This window comes from Leifsonia sp. GW821-FHT13C09 (assembly GCF_058806435.1).
This window is the reverse complement of the sequence record NZ_JBXAPS010000002.1, coordinates 197,148-216,156: the sequence shown is the minus strand read 5'-3', so window position 1 is coordinate 216,156 and position 19,009 is coordinate 197,148. Positions and strand designations below refer to the sequence as shown.

Genomic DNA, 19,009 nt, shown 5'->3' with positions numbered 1-19,009 from the left:
TCTCAGCTCTCGACCGTCTCGACACCGGCGTCGGACTCCGCGTAGTCCTCGAACTCCCCGGCCACGACCGCGTTGACGACCGGCGCCGGGATGCGCTCGCTGTGCACCACCAGGCCGCCCGCCTGGAAGAACTTGCTGGCGAGCTCCTTCGCCCAGAGGTGTTCGATCACCAGGATCGCGCCGGTCGTTCCCGGCTCGATCAGCTCGGCGATCGAGTCCACGTCCTCGGCACCGGCGAGACCGCCGGCCTCCAGGGTGATGTCGGCCATGCCGATCTCGTCGCCGATCTCCTCCAACTCCACGATCTCGACCCCGCCGTCGGCGTGCCGCATCACGAACACGAGGTCGAGGAGGCGGACCGTGCCGCTTTCCACCAGGTCGAGGATGGCCTGGACCACCCCGGGCGAGGGTCTGTCGTTGTCGAACTGGGCGACGATGAACTCCGCCGGGCCGTACTCGAATTCAGCCATCTCACGCCTCCGTCAGCGGGCCGGTCCCGCTTTCACGGCAGACGATACACAGGCGTACTCAGCCCGGCAATGACCGATTTCGGGTAGGCCGGAGGTGCGGAATGTGCCCGGTCACATCCCTAGACTGGGACCCTGCGGACATCACCGTCGACGTCGAGAAGGGAGCCCTGTGGGCGAGAAGAACTGGGCAGGAAACCACGAGTACCAGGCGCAGCGGATCGCGCGCCCGACCACTGTGGACGAGCTCCGCGAGCTCGTGACGGGCGCCACCTCCGTGCGCGCGCTCGGCAGCAGGCACTCCTTCAACGACCTGGCCGACACGGACGGACTCCTCATCAGCACGTCCGGCCTCCCGGCGGACATCCGCATCGACCCGGACGCGCGCACGGTGACGGTGGGCGGCGGCGTGCGCTACGGAGACCTGGCCCGTGAGCTCCAGGCGGCCGGCTGGGCGCTGCACAACCTCGCGTCGCTGCCGCACATCTCGGTCGCCGGCGCGATCGCGACCGCGACGCACGGCTCGGGCGACCGCAACGGCAACCTCTCGACAGCGGTCGCGGGGCTGCGCATCCTCACCGGCTCGGGCGAGCTCGTGGACATCGCCCGTGGCGACGCCGGATTCGAGGGCGCGGCGGTCTCGCTGGGCGCCCTCGGCGTCGTGACCGAGGTCGTGCTCGACATCCGGCCGACCTTCGACGCGCGGCAGCGGTTGTTCGGCGGCGTCCCGTGGGAGGCCGTGACCGGCCGCTTCGACGAGGTCACCTCGGCGGCGTACAGCGTCTCGCTCTTCACGACCTGGGACGAGGACACCGTCTCGCTCGCCTGGCTGAAGGAGCTGGACGGCGCCGCGACGGCGATCGCCGACGACTTCTTCGGCGCGCCGGCGCTCACCGAGGCGCGGCACATGATCGCGGCGATGGACGTCCGCAACACGACCGAGCAGCTCGGCGTGGTCGGCCCCTGGAGCGAGCGCCTCGCGCACTTCCGCTTCGAGTTCACGCCGTCGAACGGCGAGGAGATCCAGTCCGAGTACCTGGTGCCGCGGGCCCGGGCGGTGGAGGCCATCCAGGCGGTCCGGGAGCTCGCCCCCGTCATCGCGCCGTTGCTGCAGATCAGCGAGATCCGCACGGTCGCCGCCGACGACCTGTGGCTGTCGAGCGCCTACGGCACGGACGCGGTCGGCCTCCACTTCACCTGGTTCCGCGACCAGGCGGGCGTCGAGGCCGTGCTCCCGGCACTGGAGGCCGCGCTGCTTCCGCTCGGCGCGCGCCCGCACTGGGGCAAGCTCTACCTCGACGTCGACGGTGTCGTCCCGTCGCTCTACCCGCGCCTCGACGACTTCCGCGCCCTCGCCGAGTCCCTCGACCCCGAGTCCCGCTTCCGCAACCCCTTCCTCACCCGCCTCCTCGGCTAGCAAACCGCCGAGTACGCAGATTGTCTGCGTACTCGGCGGTTTCTGACCGATTATTCGCGTACTCGGCGGTTGGGCGGCGCCAGGTGGGGTGTCAGGAGCGGGCGACGCGGGCGGCGATGTCGGTGCGGTACTGGGCGCCGGGGAGGTGGATGCGGGCGACCGCGTCGTACGCGCGCTCGCGGGCCTCGTCGAAGCTCGTGCCGCGGGCGACGACGGAGAGCACGCGGCCACCGGTCGCGAGCAACGCGCCGGTGTCGCTGTCGAGGGCGGTCGCGGCGTGCGCGATCGTCACCTCCGGGACCTGCGCGGCCTCGGCCAGCCCGGTGATCGGGCGGCCGGTCTGCGGCGCCTCCGGGTAGCCCTCGCTGGCGAGCACGACGGTCACCGCGGTGTCGAACGCGAACTCGGGGCGCGGCATCCCGGACAGCTCGCCCGTGGCCGCCGCGTAGAGCAGCGACGACAGCGGCGTCAGCAGCCGGGGCAGCACGACCTGGGTCTCCGGGTCGCCGAAGCGCGCGTTGAACTCGATGACGCGGATGCCCTTGGCCGTCACGATGAGCCCGCAGTAGAGGAGGCCGATGAACGGAGTCTGCTCGGAGGCCAGCTGCCGCACGGTCGGGAGGGCGATGGTGTCGATCACCTCGTCCACGAAGTTCTCCGGCAGCCAGGGCAGCGGCGAGTAAGCGCCCATTCCGCCGGTGTTCGGGCCGGCGTCGCCGTCGAGGAGGCGCTTGTAGTCCTGCGCCGGGCTCAGCGGCAGAACGGTGTGGCCGTCGCTGATCAGGAACAGCGACACTTCCTCCCCGTCCAGGAACTCCTCGATCAGCACGCCGCCCTGCGTCAGGTAGTGGCGCGCGTGCTCGACGGCGGCGGCGCGGTCGGAGGTCACGATGACGCCCTTGCCCGCGGCGAGGCCGTCGGCCTTCACGACGTACGGCGCGCCGAACTCGTCGAGCGCGCGCTCGGCGTCCGCGAGGGTGCTCGCGCGGGCGGCGCGGCCGGTCGGGACGCCGGCCTCCTCCATGATCCGCTTGGCGAAGGTCTTGGAGCCCTCCAGCTGGGCGGCGGCGCGGCCCGGGCCGAACACCGGGATGCCACGGGTGCGCAGCGGGTCGGCGACGCCGGCGACGAGCGGAGCCTCCGGTCCGATCACGACGAGCTCGATGCCGTTCTCGATCGCGTACTCGGCGACCGCGGCGCCGTCCAGCGGGTCGAGGCCGGGCTCGACCGGGACGTCCGCCGCGATCCCGGCGTTGCCCGGGGCCGCGACGATCGCGTGCCCGGCCTCCTCGGCCAGGAGCGCGGTGATGATGGCGTGCTCGCGGGCACCGGAACCGAGGACCAGAATCTTCACGCGACCCATGCTAGAGGGCGCGGACCCGGCCGTCCGACCTGTGACGGCTCGGTGCGAGGATGGACGCATGGCCAGAGCGAAGATCACCGACGAGGTCGGCGGCGCGGCGGTCCGCGGCGCGCTCGCGGAGGGCGCCGACCGCAACACCACCGCGACCGCCGTGCGCTACCTCCTGCAGCTCCTGGCCGAGCGCGCCCCGGGCAACACCGTGGAGGTGCGGGTGCCGCCGTTCGGCGCCGTGCAGTGCATCCCCGGCCCGCGGCACACCCGCGGCACGCCGCCGAACGTGATCGAGACCGACGCCGCGACCTGGCTGGCGCTGGCCTCCGGCAGCCTCTCCTGGGAGGACGGTCTCGCCTCCGGCTCGGTCCACGCGTCGGGTCAGCGCGCGACCCTTGACGGCCTCCTCCCGCTCCGCTACTGAGCGTGCCGGGAGCCCTCTCGCAGTGGGCGTCCGCTCAGGTGCGGTACGAGAGAATGGAGGCATGAGCTCGAACCCGGAGGAGTCCGCCGTGCCCGAAGAGGCGCGCGTCGCCGACACCGCCGCACCCGGGCAGCCGGAGACCGGTGCCTCTGCGCAGCCCGACCCCGAGGTGGACGCCACCGTCACCGCGGCCGAGGTGCGCGTGCACCGCTCGCCGCGCTACTTCCGGTTCATGCTCACCGGCGCCATCGTCTTCGGCGTCATCGCGCTCATCCTCACCTTCGCCTTCCCGGCGAACCCCACCTACGACCGCGGCCAGGTCTTCGGCTTCCTGCTGGCGATCTGCGCCACGATCGGCGTCGCCGTCGGCGCGCTGGTCGCCCTCCTGATCGACCGGGCCGTGACCCGCCGTGCCCGCACCGTGCAGGCGGATAGAATCGACGTGCGCCTTCCCGACACCGGCGCCGAGCTCGACACCGAGCGCGGCGCGGAGCCGGGTCCCGAGTCGGACGACCCGCGGGGCAACGGCTCCCGCCCGTCCGACGACAGCTGAACATCCCGACATTCCTCGAGAAAGGGGCCCGCTGTGGCCGGAGGCGACGGTCGTCTGAGTCATGATCTTCTGCCCGGTGAGAAGGGGCCGCAGGACGCCTGCGGCGTCTTCGGAGTGTGGGCGCCCGGCGAGGAGGTCGCGAAGCTCAGCTACTTCGGCCTCTACGCCCTGCAGCACCGCGGGCAGGAGTCCGCGGGCATCGCGACGAGCGACGGCAGCAAGATCCTCATCTACAAGGACATGGGCCTGGTCTCCCAGGTCTTCAACGAGAACGCGCTCAACTCGCTGACCGGCCACATCGCCGTCGGCCACACGCGCTACTCCACCACCGGGGCGTCCAGCTGGCAGAATGCGCAGCCGACCCTCGGCCGCACCTCCAGCGGCACCGTCGCGCTGGGCCACAACGGCAACCTGACCAACACCGCCGAGCTGATGCAGCTCGTTCACGACCGCTACCCGCAACTGGACGGCGAGCTGTCCCGCGGCAACACGACCGACACCGCGGTGGTCACCGCGCTGCTCACCGGCGACCTCGACCACACGCTGGAGGCGACGGCGCTGGAGGTCCTGCCCCGGCTGCGCGGCGCCTTCTGCCTGGTCTTCATGGACGAGCACACCCTGTATGCCGCACGAGACCCGCAGGGCGTCCGCCCGCTGGTGCTCGGCCGCCTGGAGCGCGGCTGGGTGGTCGCCTCCGAGACCGCGGCGCTCGACATCGTCGGCGCGAGCTTCGTGCGCGAGGTGGAGCCGGGCGAGCTGATCGCGATCGACGAGAACGGCCTGCGCACGCAGCGGTTCGCCGCCGAGAAGCGCGCCGGCTGCGTCTTCGAGTACGTCTACCTGGCCCGGCCGGACACCACCATCGCCGGCCGCGGCGTCTACGAGGCCCGGGTCGAGATGGGCCGCCAGCTCGCGCGCGAGCACGAGGTGGAGGCCGACCTGGTCATCCCGACGCCCGAGTCCGGCACCCCGGCGGCGATCGGCTACGCGCAGGCGTCCGGCATCCCGTTCGGCCAGGGGCTGGTCAAGAACTCCTACGTCGGCCGCACCTTCATCCAGCCGTCGCAGACCATCCGCCAGCGCGGCATCAAGCTCAAGCTGAACCCGCTCAAGGAGGTCATCAAGGGCAAGCGCCTCGTGGTGGTCGACGACTCGATCGTGCGCGGCAACACCCAACGCGCTCTCGTCTCGATGCTGCGGGAGGCCGGAGCGGCCGAGGTGCACGTCCGCATCTCCAGCCCGCCTATCACCTGGCCGTGCTTCTACGGCATCGACTTCGCCTCCCGCGCCGAGCTGATCGCGACCGGCCTCGGCGTGGACGAGGTGCGCCAGTCGATCGGCGCCGACTCGCTCGGCTACCTGTCGGAGGACGGCATGATCGCCGCGACCGACCAGCCGCGCGAGCGCCTCTGCACCGCGTGCTTCACCGGCGTCTACCCGATCGAGCTGCCCGACGCGCACCACCTCGGCAAGAACCTCCTGGAGCGCCCGGGCGACGACGCCGCGGAGGCGGCCGCCGAGCGCGCCGCAACTGTCGCGGCCACCGATACCGGCGCCGACGCGACGAGCGACGGCTGCGAGCCCGGTCCCGACTCGGAGTACGAGCGACTCATCGCCTACGGCGACCCCGGCCGCCAGGAGTAGCGCGCCCTCCCACCATCCGTTCCGGAGTTTTGCACGTTCCGCCCCGGCGTGTTGCGTGCGCAACTCCGGAACGGATGGCGTCGGCGGGGGGTGAGGTGCGCGGATAGCATGGAGCAGTGACTGAGCCATCCGCATCCTCCTCCTATGCCGCCGCCGGCGTCGACACCGCCGCCGGCGACCGCGCCGTCGAGCTGATGAAGGCCGCCGTCGCACGCACCCAGGGTCCGCAGGTGCTGGGCGGGGTCGGCGGCTTCGCGGGCATGTTCGACGTGTCGGCGCTGAAGGCCTTCCGCCGCCCGCTGCTCGCGACCTCCACTGACGGCGTCGGCACCAAGGTCGCGATCGCGCAGGCGCTCGACAAGCACGACACGATCGGCCAGGACCTGGTCGGCATGGTCGTGGACGACATCGTCGTGGTCGGCGCGCGCCCACTGTTCATGACCGACTACATCGCCTGCGGCAAGGTCGTCCCCGAGCGGATCGCGGCGATCGTCGCCGGGATCGCCCGCGCCTGCGAGGAGACCGGTACGGCGCTGGTCGGCGGCGAGACCGCCGAGCACCCCGGCCTGCTCGGCCCGGACGACTACGACGTCGCCGGCGCCGCTGTCGGCGCCGTGGAGGCCGACGAGCTCCTGGGCGCCGAGCGCGTCCGCGACGGCGACGTCGTGCTGGCGCTGGCGTCGTCCGGCATCCACTCGAACGGCTTCTCGCTCGTGCGGCACATCCTCGCGCAGCGCGGCGTCGCCTTCACCGACCGTCTGGACGAGTTCGGCGGCACCGTGGGCGAGGCGCTGCTGGAGCCGACTCGCCTCTACACCTCGCCGCTGCTGCGCGTGCTCGGGACCCCGGCGTTCGCGGGCGCCGTCCACTCGCTCAGCCACGTGACCGGCGGCGGGATCGCCGCGAACCTGGCGCGCGTGCTCCCGGTCGGCTCGTGGGTGGAGGTCGACCGCTCCACGTGGTCGCCGAGCCCGGTGTTCCGCGTGCTGAGCGATCTCGCCGGCAGCACCCTGGAGTCGTCGGAGGGCACCTGGAACCTCGGCATCGGGATGTTCGCCGTCGTGGCGCCGGAGGCCGCTGACGCGATCGCGGCCGCGATCACGGCGGACGGGATCCCGACCTGGCCGGCTGGTACGGTGTCGACGGCCGGGCGCGACCTGACCGGGTTCGAGCAGGGCGCGAAGGGCGTCGACGGCGGCGCGGTGCGGCTGGTGGGGGCGTACGCGGCCTGAGCCCGCCGCACCTGGGCGCCGCCAACGGAGGACATCGCCCCTCCGGACCCGCCCATCTCCTCCGTTCACTGCGATCCGGGGCCTCCAGGCGGGTGATCTCCTCCGTTCGCGACGCCGCGCGACGTGACCCGTTCGTGGAGGCGCGGACGTTCGCGGCCTCCCGCTAGGGTGGCCAGTGTGACCCCCCGCGCCCGCCTCCGCTTGGCGTGCGCGCTCGGGGCGGCGCTCGTCGCCGTCGTGCTCGCAGGGGCGCCGGCGCTGGCGAGCACTCCGACGCCGACCCCGACGCCGATCCCCACCTCCACGGCCGCGTCCGACGCCCTCACGCCGCTCGTCGACTGCGTGCAGGACGCCCCGCTCGGCGCCGTCACCTCCCGCACCGTCGTCCTCGGCTACCGCTCCGCGGCTTCCGCTCCGGTCACCGTGACCCCCGGCTCCGGCGGCGACGACCTGTCGCCCGGGGCCGTGGACCGCGGGCAGCCGTCGACCTTCCAGCCGGGCGAGCACCACGGCGCCTGGCTGCTGACGGTGGATGCCGCGGCCGAGCCGTCGCTGACCTGGACGCTGGGCGGCCGGTCGATCGCCGTCGACGCGACCGCGCCCGCGTGCACCGACGCCACCGCGCTGGTGCTCAGCGCGCCGGCCACCGCCGCCTCCGGCGCCGTCGCGGTGTCCGCGACCGTCACCCGGTTCCTGCTCGGCCCGCCCGAGGCCGGGACCGTAGCCTTCGCCGTCGACGGCGGAGCCTCCACGACCGTGGCGGTCGGCGCGGGCGGAGTCGCGCGCGCCGACCTGCCCGTGCTGGCCGGCTCGCACACGATCACTGCCACGTACACCCCCGCGAGCGGCTCCACCCTGCGCCCAGCGACGGCCACCGGGCCGCTCACCGTCACGGCGGCGTCCGGTCCCCTCACCGTCGCGGCCGACAGCGTCGTCACGGGCAGCACCTCCGTCAGCGTCCACGTCACGCGCACGGCCGCCTCCGAGCCGGTCACAGTGGACTTCGCGACGGTCGACGGCACTGCTCACGTCGGAGCCGACTACATCGCCGCGTCCGGGACGCTCGCCCTCGCCGCCGGCCAGCTCGCCGCGACCACGACGGTGAGCCTGCCCGCCCGCGCGCCCGGCTCGCCGGCCTCAGTGTTCTTCGTCGTCCTGCAGCGCGCGACGGCGGACGTCGGCAGCGCCGTTGCGATGGTGTCGTTGCCGGCGGTCCCGGCCGCGGCCCCCGCGTCGGTCGCGGCGGGGAGCGCCGGAGGGGGAGGCGCGGCTGCCGCGGCCTCCGCCCTCCCTCAGGGCGATCCGACCGCCCACACCGCTGTCGCGACCGCGCCGGTCGGCCAAGACCTCCTGCTCCTCCTCGGGGCCGCCCTGATCACGGTCGGAGGCGTGGCCGGCGTCATCGGCCTGTTCCGGTCCGTGCGCCAGCGCGACGCGCTGCTCTGACACGACCATGACAAACGTCACGCCGAATCACTGACGCACTCCCTGCGGGGCGGCGCCGCGCGCCCGGCACTCTGAGACGGTGAACACCTCACCAGCCATCCGCCTCAGCGGCCTCCGCAAGACCTTCGGGTCGCTCACCGCCGTCGACGGCGTCGACCTCACCGTGCGGGCTGGGGAGGTCATCGCCCTCCTCGGCCCCAACGGCGCAGGCAAGTCCACCACCATCGACCTCGCGCTCGGCCTCGCGCGCCCGACCGCGGGCACCGTCGAGCTGTTCGGCGGCGACCCGCGCACCGCGATCCGGCAGGGGAGGGTCGGCGCGATGCTGCAGGGCGGCGCACTGCTCCCCACCCTCACGGTCGCGGAGTCGGTCGCCCTCGTCGCCTCGGCGCACACGCATCCGCTCAGCGTCGCCGAAGCCCTCGAGCGAGCCCGCTGCACCGAGATCGCCAAGCAGCGCGTCTCCAAGCTGTCCGGCGGCCAGATGCAGCGCGCGCGGTTCGCGGTCGCCGTCGTGTCGAACCCCTACCTGCTCTTTCTGGACGAGCCGACCGCCGCGATGGACGTGGAGGCCCGGCGCACGTTCTGGCTCTCGATGCGGGAGTTCACCGACCGGGGCCGCACCGTCGTCTTCGCGACGCACTATCTGGACGAGGCCGACGCCTACGCCGACCGGATCGTCATGCTCGCCCGCGGCCGCGTGGTCGCCGACGGCACGCCGGCGGGGGTGAAGGCGGTCGTGTCCGGCCGGAGGATCGCCGCCACCGCCGGCTTCGCGTGGACCCCGGAGGTCGCGGCGGAGCTCGGCGCCCTCCCCGGCGTCCGGTCCGTCGACCAGCGCAATGGGCGCCTCACGATCGTCAGCGACGACTCCGACATCACCCTGCGCGCCCTCCTCGCCGCGCACGACGACCTCCGCGACATCGAGGTCACCGCGCACACGATGGACGACGCCTTCCTCGCCCTCACCGAGTCGTCGCCCTCCCTCCCCGCCGACCCCACGCCCACCGACCCCGCGCCCACCCACCCCGAAGGAGCACTCCGATGAGCATCGCCTACCTGGGCCGCGAGTCCCTGCGCCAGCTCAAGAACATGCGCGCCATGATCTTCACCCTCGCCGTCCCGCTCGTCATGCTGCTGGCCTTCGGCGGCACGTTCGGCGGCCGCGGCCAGGTGGACGCCGTCACCCACCTCCCGTGGATCGTCGTCACGACCATCCAGGTGTCCGCGTACGGCGGCATGATGGCGGCCCTGTCGCAGGCCTTCACCATCGTCACCGAGCGCTCGCTCGGCTGGAACCGTCAGCTCCGGGTCACCCCGCTCAGCGGCACCGGCTACCTGGTGTCCAAGCTGGTCGCCGCCCTGGCGCTCGCGCTGCTCAGCATCGTCGTCATCGTCGCCGTGTCGATCTCCCTCTACCACCCGGACCTTCCCGCCCTGAGCTGGATGCTCGCCTGCCTGGCGATCTGGGCCGGCGTCGTGCCGTTCGCGCTCCTCGGCATCCTGGTCGGGCAGTTCGCCAAGCCGGAGTTCGCCCAGCCGCTGTTCATGGCCGTGTTCATGGGGATGGCGGTGCTCGGCGGTCTGTGGATCCCGCTGCAGATCTTCCCCGCCTGGGTCGCGAACGTCGCGCAGGCCGTCCCGTCGTACTGGTTGAACCGGGTCGGGCAGCTCGGTGCGCTGCAGAGCGGCGACGCCCTGACGCCCGCCCTCGTCCTCGCCGCCTGGACGCTCGCCCTCGGCGCGCTGATCGTGTGGCGCTACCGGCGCGACGCGGCACGGGGCTGAGCGGCGGGCGACGGGCGACGGGACGACGGCTGGCTAGGGTAGGGACGTGTTCAGCAGCGACGTCGAGGAGTACCGGCCCACCGGGGTGCGGGCGCGGCTGACGCACCGGTCCGCCTACCGCTGGTATCCGGGAGCGTTCATCGGTCTGCTGTACCAGATCTCCGTGCTGGTCGGCCTGTGGACCTCGCCCTCCACCCTGACCGTCAAGCTCGTCTCGACCGGCCTGCTCACCCTGGTGTACGTGGGCTTCCTCGCCCTCCCGCCGATCCTGTGGTGGGAGAGCGAGCGCACGCGCCTGATCGGCGTGCTGGCGTACTTCGCGCTGACGCTGACCCTGATCCCGTTCATCGGCCTCGACGCGCTCTGGACCTGGGTCTACGTGGCGTGCGTCGCCGGGATGTCGATCGCGCGCACGTGGCTGGCGAACACGATCATCGGCGCGCTCGGTGCCGTGCAGGTCATCGTCTTCCTGCTGACCGGCACCTTCGCGGACGCCTGGTTCATCGCCCTGATCACGGTCTCGATCGGGACCATGATGAGCGCCTTCGCCCGCCAGATCGACACGCTCCGCCGGCTGCGGAACGCGCAGGGCGAGATCGCCCGCCTGGCTGTGGTGGAGGAGCGCGCCCGGTTCTCGCGCGACATGCACGACGTCCTCGGCCACTCGCTGACCGTGGTGACGGTGAAGTCGGAGCTCGCGCGCCGCCTCATCCCCGTCGACCCGCGCCGCGCGGAGGACGAGCTCGCCGACATCGAGCGTCTCACCCGCTCCGCCCTCGCCGACCTGCGCGCCGCGGTCGCCGGCTATCGGGAGATGAGCCTGTCGACGGAGCTCGCGGCGGCCCAGGCCGGTCTCGCGGCCGCGGACATCCAGGCGCACCTGCCGCGCAACGGCGAGGACGTGGCGCCGGAGCTGCGCGAGCTGTTCGGCTGGGTGCTGCGGGAGGGCGTGACGAACGTGATCCGGCACTCCGGCTCCCGCAACTGCTGGGTCACGGTGGAGCCGGACGCGCTGCGGATCGAGGACGACGGCCGCGGGCCGGCCCCGTTCGGCGCGGAGCGGCGCGAGGTCGTGCGCGGCTCCGGGATCATGGGGCTGACCGACCGGGCGCGGGAGTTCGGGGCGGCGGTGACGGTGGAGGCCGGGCCGCGTGGCGGGACGTTGCTGACGGTGCGGAGGGTGGCATGACCATCCGGCTCCTCCTCGCCGACGACCAGGCGCTCGTCCGTGGCGCGCTCGCCGCCCTCCTCGAACTCGAGACCGACCTCGAGGTCGTGGCGCAGGTCGGCCGTGGCGACGAGGTCCTCGACGCGGCGCGGGCCTCCTCCGCCGACGTCGCCCTCCTCGACGTGGAGATGCCGGGCCTCGACGGCATCCAGGTGGCCGCGCAGCTCGCGCGCGACCTCCCGTCGTGCCGGTCGCTGATCGTGACCACGTTCGGGCGCCCCGGTTACCTGCGCCGGGCGATGGAGGCCGGCGCCGCCGGGTTCATCGTGAAGGACACGCCCTCCGGCCGGCTGGCCGACGCCGTCCGCCGCGTCGCCTCCGGGCTGCGCGTCGTCGACCCCGCGCTGGCCGCGGAGTCGCTGGCGTCCGGAGCGTCACCGCTGACCGTGCGGGAGGCCGAGGTACTCGCGGTGGCGTCCCAGGGTGGGACGATCACCGATATCGCGCGCCGCCTCCACCTCAGCGGCGGGACCGTGCGCAACCACCTGTCGAGCGCGATCGGCAAGACCGGCGCGCGGAACCGCTCCGAAGCGGTCGCGATCGCGACGCGGCAGGGCTGGTTGTGAGCGCTCGGGCGCGCACGCGCGGCCGACGGCCCGTCAGCGTGGTTCCACGCCGCCCGCTCGGGTGATCGCGGGCCGGGTGATCGCCGCTCGGGTGATCGCGGAGATGACGTGCGCGCGCTCAGGCGCGCTTCGGCGTCTCGGACTCGCTGTCCTCGTACTCGTCCTCTTCGGCGTCGTCGTACCCTGAGGTATCGTCGTCGCCATCCGGGTCGTAGTCGGCCCACGCGTCGTACTGGTGCTCGTCGTCGTGGTGGGAATGTCCGGTGAGCTCACGCTCGAGGGCATCGTAGTTGACGTTCGGGCTGAACGACTTCAACTGACGTGCGATCTTGGTGTGCTTTGCCTTTTGACGGCCGCGCCCCATGCGTGACCCCCTTTTGATCCTGCCCGGGGAATGGCACCCGGGGATCCAACAGAAACAGTGAAAACTAGCATCGAGTTTAGCATGGTGGCCCCCAGGGACCCCGAGTTCCCGCACAGCGTCGGATGATGGAATGAGCGCGTGATCAGTGGCATGACCGACACCCAGGTGGTGATCGTCGGCGCCGGGCAGGCAGGGCTGGCGGTCGCGTACTACCTGCGCCGGTTCGAGCTGGTCCCCGGCCAGGATTTCGTGATCCTGGACCGCGGCCCCGGCACCGGCGGAGCCTGGCAGCACCGGTGGGACGCGCTGCGTCTCGGCAGCGCCCATCACGTGAACGACCTCCCGGGAATGGCGGAGCTGGGTCTCAGTTTCGAGACGGCCGACCGCGCCCTCCCGGCGAAGGACATCGTCGCGGGCTACTACCGCCGCTACGAGGAGCACTATGGACTCGAGGTGCAGCGGCCGGTGACCGTCTCGCGGGTGTTCGACCGCGGCGCCGACCTCGTCGTCGCGCACGACCGCGGCGAGACGCGCACCCGGGTGGTCGTGAACGCGTCTGGCACCTGGGGCGCGCCGTTCATCCCGTGGTATCCGGGGATGAACGACTTCGCCGGCCGCCACCTGCACACGTCGTCGTACGTGTCGGCGGAGGAGCTCGCCGGGCAGTCGGTCGTGGTAGTCGGCGGCGGCACGAGCGCGATCGGCTTCCTGCTGGAGCTGGAGGGGATCGCCGAGAGCCTGACCTGGGCGACCCGCCGTCCGGTGGACTTCCGAAACGAGTCGGAGCTGACGATCGAGGGCGGCGTGGCGGCGGTCTCGGCGCAGGACGCGGCGGCCCGCGCCGGACAGGCGCTCCCCAGCATCGTGAGCGGGACGGGCGTCCCGCGCACGCGTCGCGTGGCGGCCGGGATCGACCGCGGGCTGCTCGTGGAGCGCGAGATGTTCACCCGCATCGAGCCGGACGGTGTCGTCTGGGCGGACGGCTCGAAGACGAAGGCGGACACGATCATCTGGGCGACCGGTTTCCGCCCCGAACTGCGGCACCTCGCGCCGCTGAAGCTGCGCGAGAAGGCCGGCGGCCTGACGGTGGCGTCCGGCGCGGCGTGGCAGGACTCGCGGATCTTCCTCGCCGGCTACGGCCCCCAGGCGAGCACGATCGGCGCGAACCGCGCCGGCCGCGTCATCGCCCGCCAAATCATGGCCCAGATCTAGCGCCCCCCTCTCCGCCCGCTCCGACATTCGTGCCGAATGTCGACTCTGCGCGCGCGAAAAGCCGCGATTCGTGCCGAATGTGGGGGTCTGCCCCGCGTGACCTGCCGCGCCGACATTGGTGCCGAATGTCGAGTTTGCGCGCGCGAAAGCCGCGATTCGTGCCGAATGTGGGGATCGCTTGCCGAGCGCGCGAGGGCGGGATTCGTGCCGAATGTCGACTTTCGCTGGGCGGGAGGCGACATTCGGCACGAAACGCGCGGCTAGACCTCCAGGTCGCGGGGCGCGCCCGCGAAGCGGAGGCCGCGCACGCGGATGCTGCCGGCGCCGGGGGTCGGGCGCACGTCCAGCGAGCCGGCCTGGGCGTCGGCGCGGAGGCCGAGCCTTGCCGAGAGGACCGCGACCGCTGCGGCCGCCGACCAGGCCTGCGGACGGCAGGCGGCCGGGTAGGGGATCGGCGCGCTGGTCTGCTCGGCCGAGTCGCCGGAGTGCAGTTCGGGCATCCGGTAGCCGAAGCCGTCCGCCGCGGCGAGCAGGCCGTCGGCGAGCAGGTCGGCCTCCGCGGCGTGGCCGTCGCGCGACAGGCCCACGATCGCGATAGCGGTGTCGTGCGCCCATACCGAACCGCCGTGATAGCTGAGCGGCCAGTAGCCGCCCGAGTCCGTGGACATGGTGCGCAGGCCGTAGCCGGACGACAGTTCCGGCGACGCCAGCCGGCGCGCGATCAGGGCCGACTGCTCGGGGGTGAGGATCCCTGTGCCCAGCAGGTGGCCGATGTTGCTGGTGACCGTGTCGACTTTCCGCTTGGCGGCGTCCAGCGCGACGGCAGGGTAGGCGCCGGCCGGGTCGTCGATCCAGAACGCCTCGGCGAAGCGGGCCTTGAGCTGCGCGGCCCACTCGCGCCACTCGTCCGCGCCGTCCAGGCCGAAGGCGTCGAGCAGCTCGGCGCCGCCGACCGCGGCCTCGTAGGCGTAGCCCTGCACCTCGCAGAGCGCGATCGGGCCGTCCGCGAGCGTGCCGTCCTTCCACTGGATGGAGTCGCCGGAGTCCTTCCAGCCCTGGTTGGCGAGGCCGTGGCCGGTGGTGTCCACGTACTCGAGGAAGCCGTCGCCGTCGCTGTCGCCGTGGTCGCGCATCCAGGCGAGCGCCGCCTGCATCGCGGGGAGCAGCTCGCGCACCTCGTCCTCGGCCATCCCCCACTTCCACGCGTCGTGGAGAAGGCCGATCCAGAGCGCCGTCGCGTCGACGGTGCCGTAGTAGAGCGGCGGCAGCACGACCCCCTCACCCGGGATGGTGAGCGCGGACGGACGCAGTTCGTGCATGATCTTGCCGGGCTGTTCGGCGGTGTCCGCGACGGTCTCGGTGCCCTGGAAGTGCGCGAGGACGCGCAGGGTCGAGGCGGCGATGTCGGTGCCGAGCGGCAGCAGCAGGCGTGCGGCCCAGAGCGAGTCGCGGCCGAACAGGGTGAAGAACCAGGGGGCGCCGGCGGCGAGGAAGGTGTCGTCCGGGCGCGCGGTGGTGGACATGCGCAGCGACTGGAGGTCGGCGAGCGCCCGGTCGAGCCAGGACGCGAGCCGGGAGTCGCCGGTGTCCGCGCGGAACGCGGCCCAGTCGGCCGACGGCGCGGCGCCCGCGACGACGGCGGTGGGGTCGTCGACGTCGATGGTCCAGCCGAGGGTGACGTCGCCGTGGGGCGGCACCTCGACGTCCCAGGTGAGAGCGGCGTCCTGTCCGGCGAGCGAGACGCGCGCGCCGGGTGCGGTCAGGCGCGCGGTGACGGGTCCCGAACGGAAGACGACGCCCGCGTGCGACCGATCGTCGGCCGCGCCGGGTCCCCCCGCAGGAGACCCAGCCGCAGGAGACCCAGCCGCAGGAGTCGCAGCCGCAGGAGACGCAGCCGCGCCGGTCGGCGTCTCGCCGTCCGCCCGCTCGGTCGACACCGCGTGCTCGGCGCCCGTCAGCCCCGCCTTGATGGTCTGCATCGGCGTGAAGTCGCCTCGCACGGAGACCTCGACGGTCGTGGTGATCGGGGTGCTGAGGGCGTTGCGGAGGACGATCCGCTCGCGCAGGCTCCCCGCCACGACCGTGCGCGTGCGGTCCAGCCGGACGCGGGGGTCGGCCGTGGCATCGTCCATCCGGCGGGCGAGCGAGGTGAAGACGGCGCTCGCCGCGTCAGGGCCGGCCGTGGCGATGTGCTCGGGCACGTCGCCGCCGACGGTCAGGAGGATGCGGTCGAGCACCCGGAGGTCCGAGTGGTAGAACCCGTGGATCCCGCCGCCGTCGACGGTGCCGTCCGCGGCGGACCAGGCTTGGCTGGGCGCGGTGAGCACCACGACGCTGTCGTGCAGCAAGGGTTGGAGCGGCTGGGTCATCGTGGCGTTCGCGCCTCCTCGATCGTGGATGGTGTGGGGGTGGGGGAAGTGGGAGTGGCGGAGGGTGCCGGAGGGCTGGGCGCGGGTGGGATGGCAGCGACTCCGGCGGTGGCGCTGCCCTGAGCACGACCGGAGCCCGCGCCCAGCGCCGGCAGCACCCGCGGCTCGACCCGGGTCTCACGCACGACCGCGCGTCCGTCGACCTCTGTACGCCCGACCCGCCACACTGCCGCGTCCTCGCGCTCCGACACGACATCCACAAGCGTCGAGCCCTGGTAGACCAGCCCGGTGCCCTCCTCGAGCGCGTAACCGTCGGGCAGCTCTCCGGAGGCGACCGCGGCGTGATGCGCCGGTCGGCGGCGCGGGTCGGAGTCGTAGTGCACGGCGAGCGATCCCGGCACCAGGCCGAGACCGTCGGGGAGCGCGGAGATGTCCGGACCGCGGGAGGCCGTCGTGCCGCCCTCGTGCCAGCACAGCGCTCCCGCCGAGCCGCCGGCGAGCACGACGCCGCGCCGCCAGGCCTCCCGAAGGATCTCGTCCAGCCCGTGCGCGCGCCAGACGGCCAGCAGGTTGAGCAGGCTTCCTCCGCTTACCCACACGACATCCTGGGCGAGGATGTGCTCACGCAGGTCCGGGATGTTCGGGTGCGGGAAGAACCGCACGTGCGACGCGTCGACACCGGCCGCGCGCGCGGCCTCCAGCTCGCTGCCTTCGACGTGCCGCTGGTCGCCGCCGGCCGTGTTGATGTGCGTCACACGCGGCGTGCGGCCGACGATCTGGGCCAGCTCGATCGCGTGCTGGAGGAGGGGGCCGTAGCGTGAGTCGGTCCAGTCTCCGGCGACCAGCCCTCCGCAGGTGGCCAGAATGGTCGGTGCGGCGGCGGTCACTCCTTCACCGCTCCGTCGCTGGAGTTCATGATCCGGCGCTGGAAGACGAAGAACAGCACGGCGACCGGGATGGTCATGATGGCCGCGGCCGCGAGCTTGATCGGGTACTGGCTGCCCTGGCTGAGCTGCCCGCTCGCCAGCCCCGCGACGCCCTTCGTCAGGGTGGTGAGCGCCGGGTCCTGCGTCGAGATGATGAAGTGCGCGAGCTCGTTCCAGGATCCCTGGAAGGACAGGATGATGATCGTGATGAGCGCCGGCCGCGCCATCGGCAGCACGATCGACCAGAACACCCTGAACGTGCCGGCGCCGTCGATGCGCGCCTGCTCCTCGACACTGGCGGGGATGGACTCGAAGAAGCCCTTCATGATGAAGACGCCGGCGGCGTCGGTCAGCAGCGGCAGGATCATGCCGGTGTACGAGTCGTACATCCCGAGCTGGTTGATCACGAGGAACTTCGGGATGAGCAGCACGACCATCGGCACCGACATCACCGCGACCAGCGCGGCGAAGACGAACCCGCGCCCGCGGAAGTGCAGTCGCGCCAGGGCGTAGCCCGCGAGCGAGTCGAAGAACACGCGGCCGAGCGTCACGAACACGGTGACGACGGCCGAGTTCATGAACCAGATCGGGAAGTCGGAGTTGAGGAACAGCTTCGTGTACGCGGCAGTCGTCCACACCTGGGGGATGAGCGATATCGGGTTGGCCGTCGCGTCCGCGTCGGTCTTGAACGACGTCGCCACCTGGATGAGGAACGGCATGATGTACACCACCGCGAGCACGACGAGGATCGCGTAGCTGACCGACGTGGCGGCGATGCTGCCCGTGGTGCGGCGGCGACGGCGCACCGGAGGCGAAGCGGAGGCGCCCGGCGAGGCGGCGACGGGCGAGACGGTGGTGGAGGTTGTGGCGGTCACCCCAGGCCTCCCTTCATGGCGGAGCCGGACGAGTTGCTCGGCGCGGTGGCGGCGATCACCAGCGCGTCGTAGGGCCGCATGCGCCGCTTGGACACCTTCCGTTCGCGCAGCACCCAGCGCTGGAAGATCGTGAACAGCACGATGATGATGAACAGGATGAACGCGATCGCGGCGCCCTGGCCCCACTCCTGATTCGTGAACGAGGTCTGGTACGAGAGGTACGCCGGGGTAAGGGTGGTCTTGCTCGGCGCGCCCTTGGTGCCGGTGTAGATCTGGTCGAAGACCTGCCAGCAGCCGATCAGGCCGAGCGTCAGGACCGTGAACAGCGTGGGCCGCAGCTGCGGGAGCGTGATGCGCCAGAACCGCTGCCAGCCGTTGGCGCCGTCCATCATGGCGGCTTCCGTGATGTCGCCGCCCAGGTTCTGCAGGGCAGCGATGAAGAGCAGCATGAACGTGCCGCTCGTGGTGAAGACGGCCATGATGATGTAGGCCGTCATCGCGACGGACGGGCCGCCCAGCCAGTCCCACCACGAGACGCCGAGCAGCGTGTTCTGGGTGAGGGCGTCGGGGCCGGTGGTCACGCCGAACAGGCCGAGGAAGTTGTGGATGATCCCGCTCGGGTCGTTGAACCAGTTCGGTCCGTTGACGCCGAACCAGGAGAGCACTTTGTTCACCGCGCCGGAGGTGCTGAACAGGAACAGCCACAGCACGGTGATGGCCACCGAGCTGGTCACCGACGGGAAGTAGAAGGCCGTGCGGAAGAAGCCGCGCCCGCGGAGCACGGCCCGGTTGACGAGCACCGCGAGGAAGAGCGCTACGGCGGTCTGGATCGGGACGACCAGCACGACGTACCAGGCGTTGTTCTTCAGCGCCATGCCGAAGTCTTGCTCGGCGAGCCCGCCGCCGGCCAGGAGCGTCGAGTAGTTCTTGAGGCCGACGAAGTTCACGTCGGACGAGAAGGGGCTGCCGCGCCCTCCCCAGTCCGAGAAGCTGACCCACAGCGCCATGAGCACCGGGATGACGAGGAACACACCGAGCAGCAGGATGACCGGGGCGGTGAACAACCACCCCGAGGCGGCCTCGCCGCGCCGGATTCCGGAACGGCGAGACCGACTCGTGGCTTGCGACATGGTGGCTGCGATCC

General features: G+C 72.2%; 18 protein-coding genes. 11 read left to right on the top strand and 7 right to left on the bottom strand.

Translation table 11 applies throughout. The annotated features are described in order from the left end of the window. Nucleotides 1–2 precede the first annotated feature (2 nt). Nucleotides 3–470, bottom strand: coding sequence for a DUF6325 family protein (locus AC1ROW_RS09120; protein WP_493018565.1), 468 nt, complete (start codon nucleotides 468–470; stop codon nucleotides 3–5). A gap of 169 nt (nucleotides 471–639) precedes the next feature. Between AC1ROW_RS09120 and AC1ROW_RS09115 the strand changes: the two genes are divergently transcribed. Further along, nucleotides 640–1,884, top strand: a complete 1,245-nt coding sequence (locus tag AC1ROW_RS09115; RefSeq protein WP_493018564.1) for an FAD-binding protein — start codon at nucleotides 640–642, stop codon at nucleotides 1,882–1,884. Between the two features lie 91 nt (nucleotides 1,885–1,975). Here AC1ROW_RS09115 and purD read toward each other — a convergent pair whose 3' ends face one another. Further along, nucleotides 1,976–3,238 carry a phosphoribosylamine--glycine ligase gene (gene purD, locus AC1ROW_RS09110; protein ID WP_493018563.1) on the bottom strand — a complete coding sequence of 421 codons (1,263 nt, stop codon included), beginning with the start codon at nucleotides 3,236–3,238 and terminating at the stop codon, nucleotides 1,976–1,978. A 67-nt stretch (nucleotides 3,239–3,305) separates the two neighbouring features. Here purD and AC1ROW_RS09105 point away from each other — a divergent pair, with 67 nt between their 5' ends. The 9 genes from AC1ROW_RS09105 (at nucleotide 3,306) to AC1ROW_RS09065 (ending at nucleotide 12,119) form a co-directional block, all read left to right on the top strand. Further along, nucleotides 3,306–3,662, top strand: a complete 357-nt coding sequence (locus tag AC1ROW_RS09105) for a sterol carrier family protein (protein ID WP_493018562.1) — start codon at nucleotides 3,306–3,308, stop codon at nucleotides 3,660–3,662. Nucleotides 3,663–3,723: 61 nt separating this feature from the next. After that, nucleotides 3,724–4,215 carry a hypothetical protein gene (locus AC1ROW_RS09100; protein ID WP_493018561.1) on the top strand — a complete coding sequence of 164 codons (492 nt, stop codon included), beginning with the start codon at nucleotides 3,724–3,726 and terminating at the stop codon, nucleotides 4,213–4,215. Between the two features lie 33 nt (nucleotides 4,216–4,248). Then, on the top strand, nucleotides 4,249–5,859 hold the full coding sequence (gene purF / locus AC1ROW_RS09095; protein WP_493018560.1) for an amidophosphoribosyltransferase: 1,611 nt from the start codon (nucleotides 4,249–4,251) through the stop codon (nucleotides 5,857–5,859). A 116-nt stretch (nucleotides 5,860–5,975) separates the two neighbouring features. Further along, entirely contained in the window at nucleotides 5,976–7,091 is a 1,116-nt protein-coding gene (purM, locus tag AC1ROW_RS09090) for a phosphoribosylformylglycinamidine cyclo-ligase (RefSeq protein ID WP_493018559.1), read from the top strand. 177 nt (nucleotides 7,092–7,268) lie between these two features. Then, a complete protein-coding gene (locus tag AC1ROW_RS09085; RefSeq protein WP_493018558.1) occupies nucleotides 7,269–8,537 on the top strand; it encodes a Calx-beta domain-containing protein in 1,269 nt (422 codons plus the stop codon). Nucleotides 8,538–8,616: 79 nt separating this feature from the next. After that, the gene (locus AC1ROW_RS09080; RefSeq protein ID WP_493018557.1) at nucleotides 8,617–9,585 is read left to right on the top strand and encodes an ABC transporter ATP-binding protein; all 969 of its coding nucleotides are present in this window, start codon (nucleotides 8,617–8,619) and stop codon (nucleotides 9,583–9,585) included. Continuing rightward, entirely contained in the window at nucleotides 9,582–10,325 is a 744-nt protein-coding gene (locus tag AC1ROW_RS09075) for an ABC transporter permease (protein WP_493018556.1), read from the top strand. Before AC1ROW_RS09080 ends, AC1ROW_RS09075 begins: the two co-directional genes overlap by 4 nt. Before the next feature lie 46 nt (nucleotides 10,326–10,371). After that, complete coding sequence (locus tag AC1ROW_RS09070; RefSeq protein ID WP_493018555.1) at nucleotides 10,372–11,514, top strand: sensor histidine kinase; 1,143 nt, start codon at nucleotides 10,372–10,374, stop codon at nucleotides 11,512–11,514. Continuing rightward, nucleotides 11,511–12,119: a response regulator gene (locus tag AC1ROW_RS09065; RefSeq protein WP_493018554.1), complete on the top strand. Its 609-nt coding sequence runs from the start codon at nucleotides 11,511–11,513 to the stop codon at nucleotides 12,117–12,119. Before AC1ROW_RS09070 ends, AC1ROW_RS09065 begins: the two co-directional genes overlap by 4 nt. A 118-nt stretch (nucleotides 12,120–12,237) precedes the next feature. Here the strand turns inward: AC1ROW_RS09065 and AC1ROW_RS09060 are convergent, their stop codons facing one another. Next, nucleotides 12,238–12,483, bottom strand: coding sequence for a DUF3073 domain-containing protein (locus AC1ROW_RS09060; protein WP_493018553.1), 246 nt, complete (start codon nucleotides 12,481–12,483; stop codon nucleotides 12,238–12,240). 150 nt (nucleotides 12,484–12,633) lie between these two features. Between AC1ROW_RS09060 and AC1ROW_RS09055 the strand changes: the two genes are divergently transcribed. After that, nucleotides 12,634–13,695 carry an NAD(P)-binding domain-containing protein gene (locus AC1ROW_RS09055; protein ID WP_493018552.1) on the top strand — a complete coding sequence of 354 codons (1,062 nt, stop codon included), beginning with the start codon at nucleotides 12,634–12,636 and terminating at the stop codon, nucleotides 13,693–13,695. A gap of 260 nt (nucleotides 13,696–13,955) precedes the next feature. Here AC1ROW_RS09055 and AC1ROW_RS09050 read toward each other — a convergent pair whose 3' ends face one another. The 4 genes from AC1ROW_RS09050 to AC1ROW_RS09035 form a co-directional block, all read right to left on the bottom strand. Then, nucleotides 13,956–16,064 carry a glycogen debranching N-terminal domain-containing protein gene (locus tag AC1ROW_RS09050; protein WP_493018551.1) on the bottom strand — a complete coding sequence of 703 codons (2,109 nt, stop codon included), beginning with the start codon at nucleotides 16,062–16,064 and terminating at the stop codon, nucleotides 13,956–13,958. Next, nucleotides 16,061–16,951, bottom strand: coding sequence for a Type 1 glutamine amidotransferase-like domain-containing protein (locus tag AC1ROW_RS09045; RefSeq protein ID WP_493018550.1), 891 nt, complete (start codon nucleotides 16,949–16,951; stop codon nucleotides 16,061–16,063). Before AC1ROW_RS09045 ends, AC1ROW_RS09050 begins: the two co-directional genes overlap by 4 nt. Next, nucleotides 16,948–17,796, bottom strand: coding sequence for a carbohydrate ABC transporter permease (locus tag AC1ROW_RS09040; protein ID WP_493019007.1), 849 nt, complete (start codon nucleotides 17,794–17,796; stop codon nucleotides 16,948–16,950). The genes AC1ROW_RS09045 and AC1ROW_RS09040 overlap by 4 nt, the downstream gene beginning before the upstream one ends. 65 nt (nucleotides 17,797–17,861) lie before the next feature. After that, nucleotides 17,862–18,995, bottom strand: a complete 1,134-nt coding sequence (locus tag AC1ROW_RS09035; protein ID WP_493018549.1) for a carbohydrate ABC transporter permease — start codon at nucleotides 18,993–18,995, stop codon at nucleotides 17,862–17,864. Between the last annotated feature and the right edge of the window lie 14 nt (nucleotides 18,996–19,009).

Bases quoted from the DNA above. Each gene is read 5' to 3' on its own strand.
- AC1ROW_RS09060 (WP_493018553.1), bottom strand. From the start codon at position 12,483: ATGGGGCGCGGCCGTCAAAAGGCAAAGCACACCAAGATCGCACGTCAG.
- AC1ROW_RS09055 (WP_493018552.1), top strand. From the start codon at position 12,634: ATGACCGACACCCAGGTGGTGATCGTCGGCGCCGGGCAGGCAGGGCTG.
- AC1ROW_RS09050 (WP_493018551.1), bottom strand. From the start codon at position 16,064: ATGACCCAGCCGCTCCAACCCTTGCTGCACGACAGCGTCGTGGTGCTC.
- AC1ROW_RS09065 (WP_493018554.1), top strand. From the start codon at position 11,511: ATGACCATCCGGCTCCTCCTCGCCGACGACCAGGCGCTCGTCCGTGGC.
- AC1ROW_RS09100 (WP_493018561.1), top strand. From the start codon at position 3,724: ATGAGCTCGAACCCGGAGGAGTCCGCCGTGCCCGAAGAGGCGCGCGTC.
- AC1ROW_RS09105 (WP_493018562.1), top strand. From the start codon at position 3,306: ATGGCCAGAGCGAAGATCACCGACGAGGTCGGCGGCGCGGCGGTCCGC.
- AC1ROW_RS09035 (WP_493018549.1), bottom strand. From the start codon at position 18,995: ATGTCGCAAGCCACGAGTCGGTCTCGCCGTTCCGGAATCCGGCGCGGC.
- AC1ROW_RS09120 (WP_493018565.1), bottom strand. From the start codon at position 470: ATGGCTGAATTCGAGTACGGCCCGGCGGAGTTCATCGTCGCCCAGTTC.
- AC1ROW_RS09075 (WP_493018556.1), top strand. From the start codon at position 9,582: ATGAGCATCGCCTACCTGGGCCGCGAGTCCCTGCGCCAGCTCAAGAAC.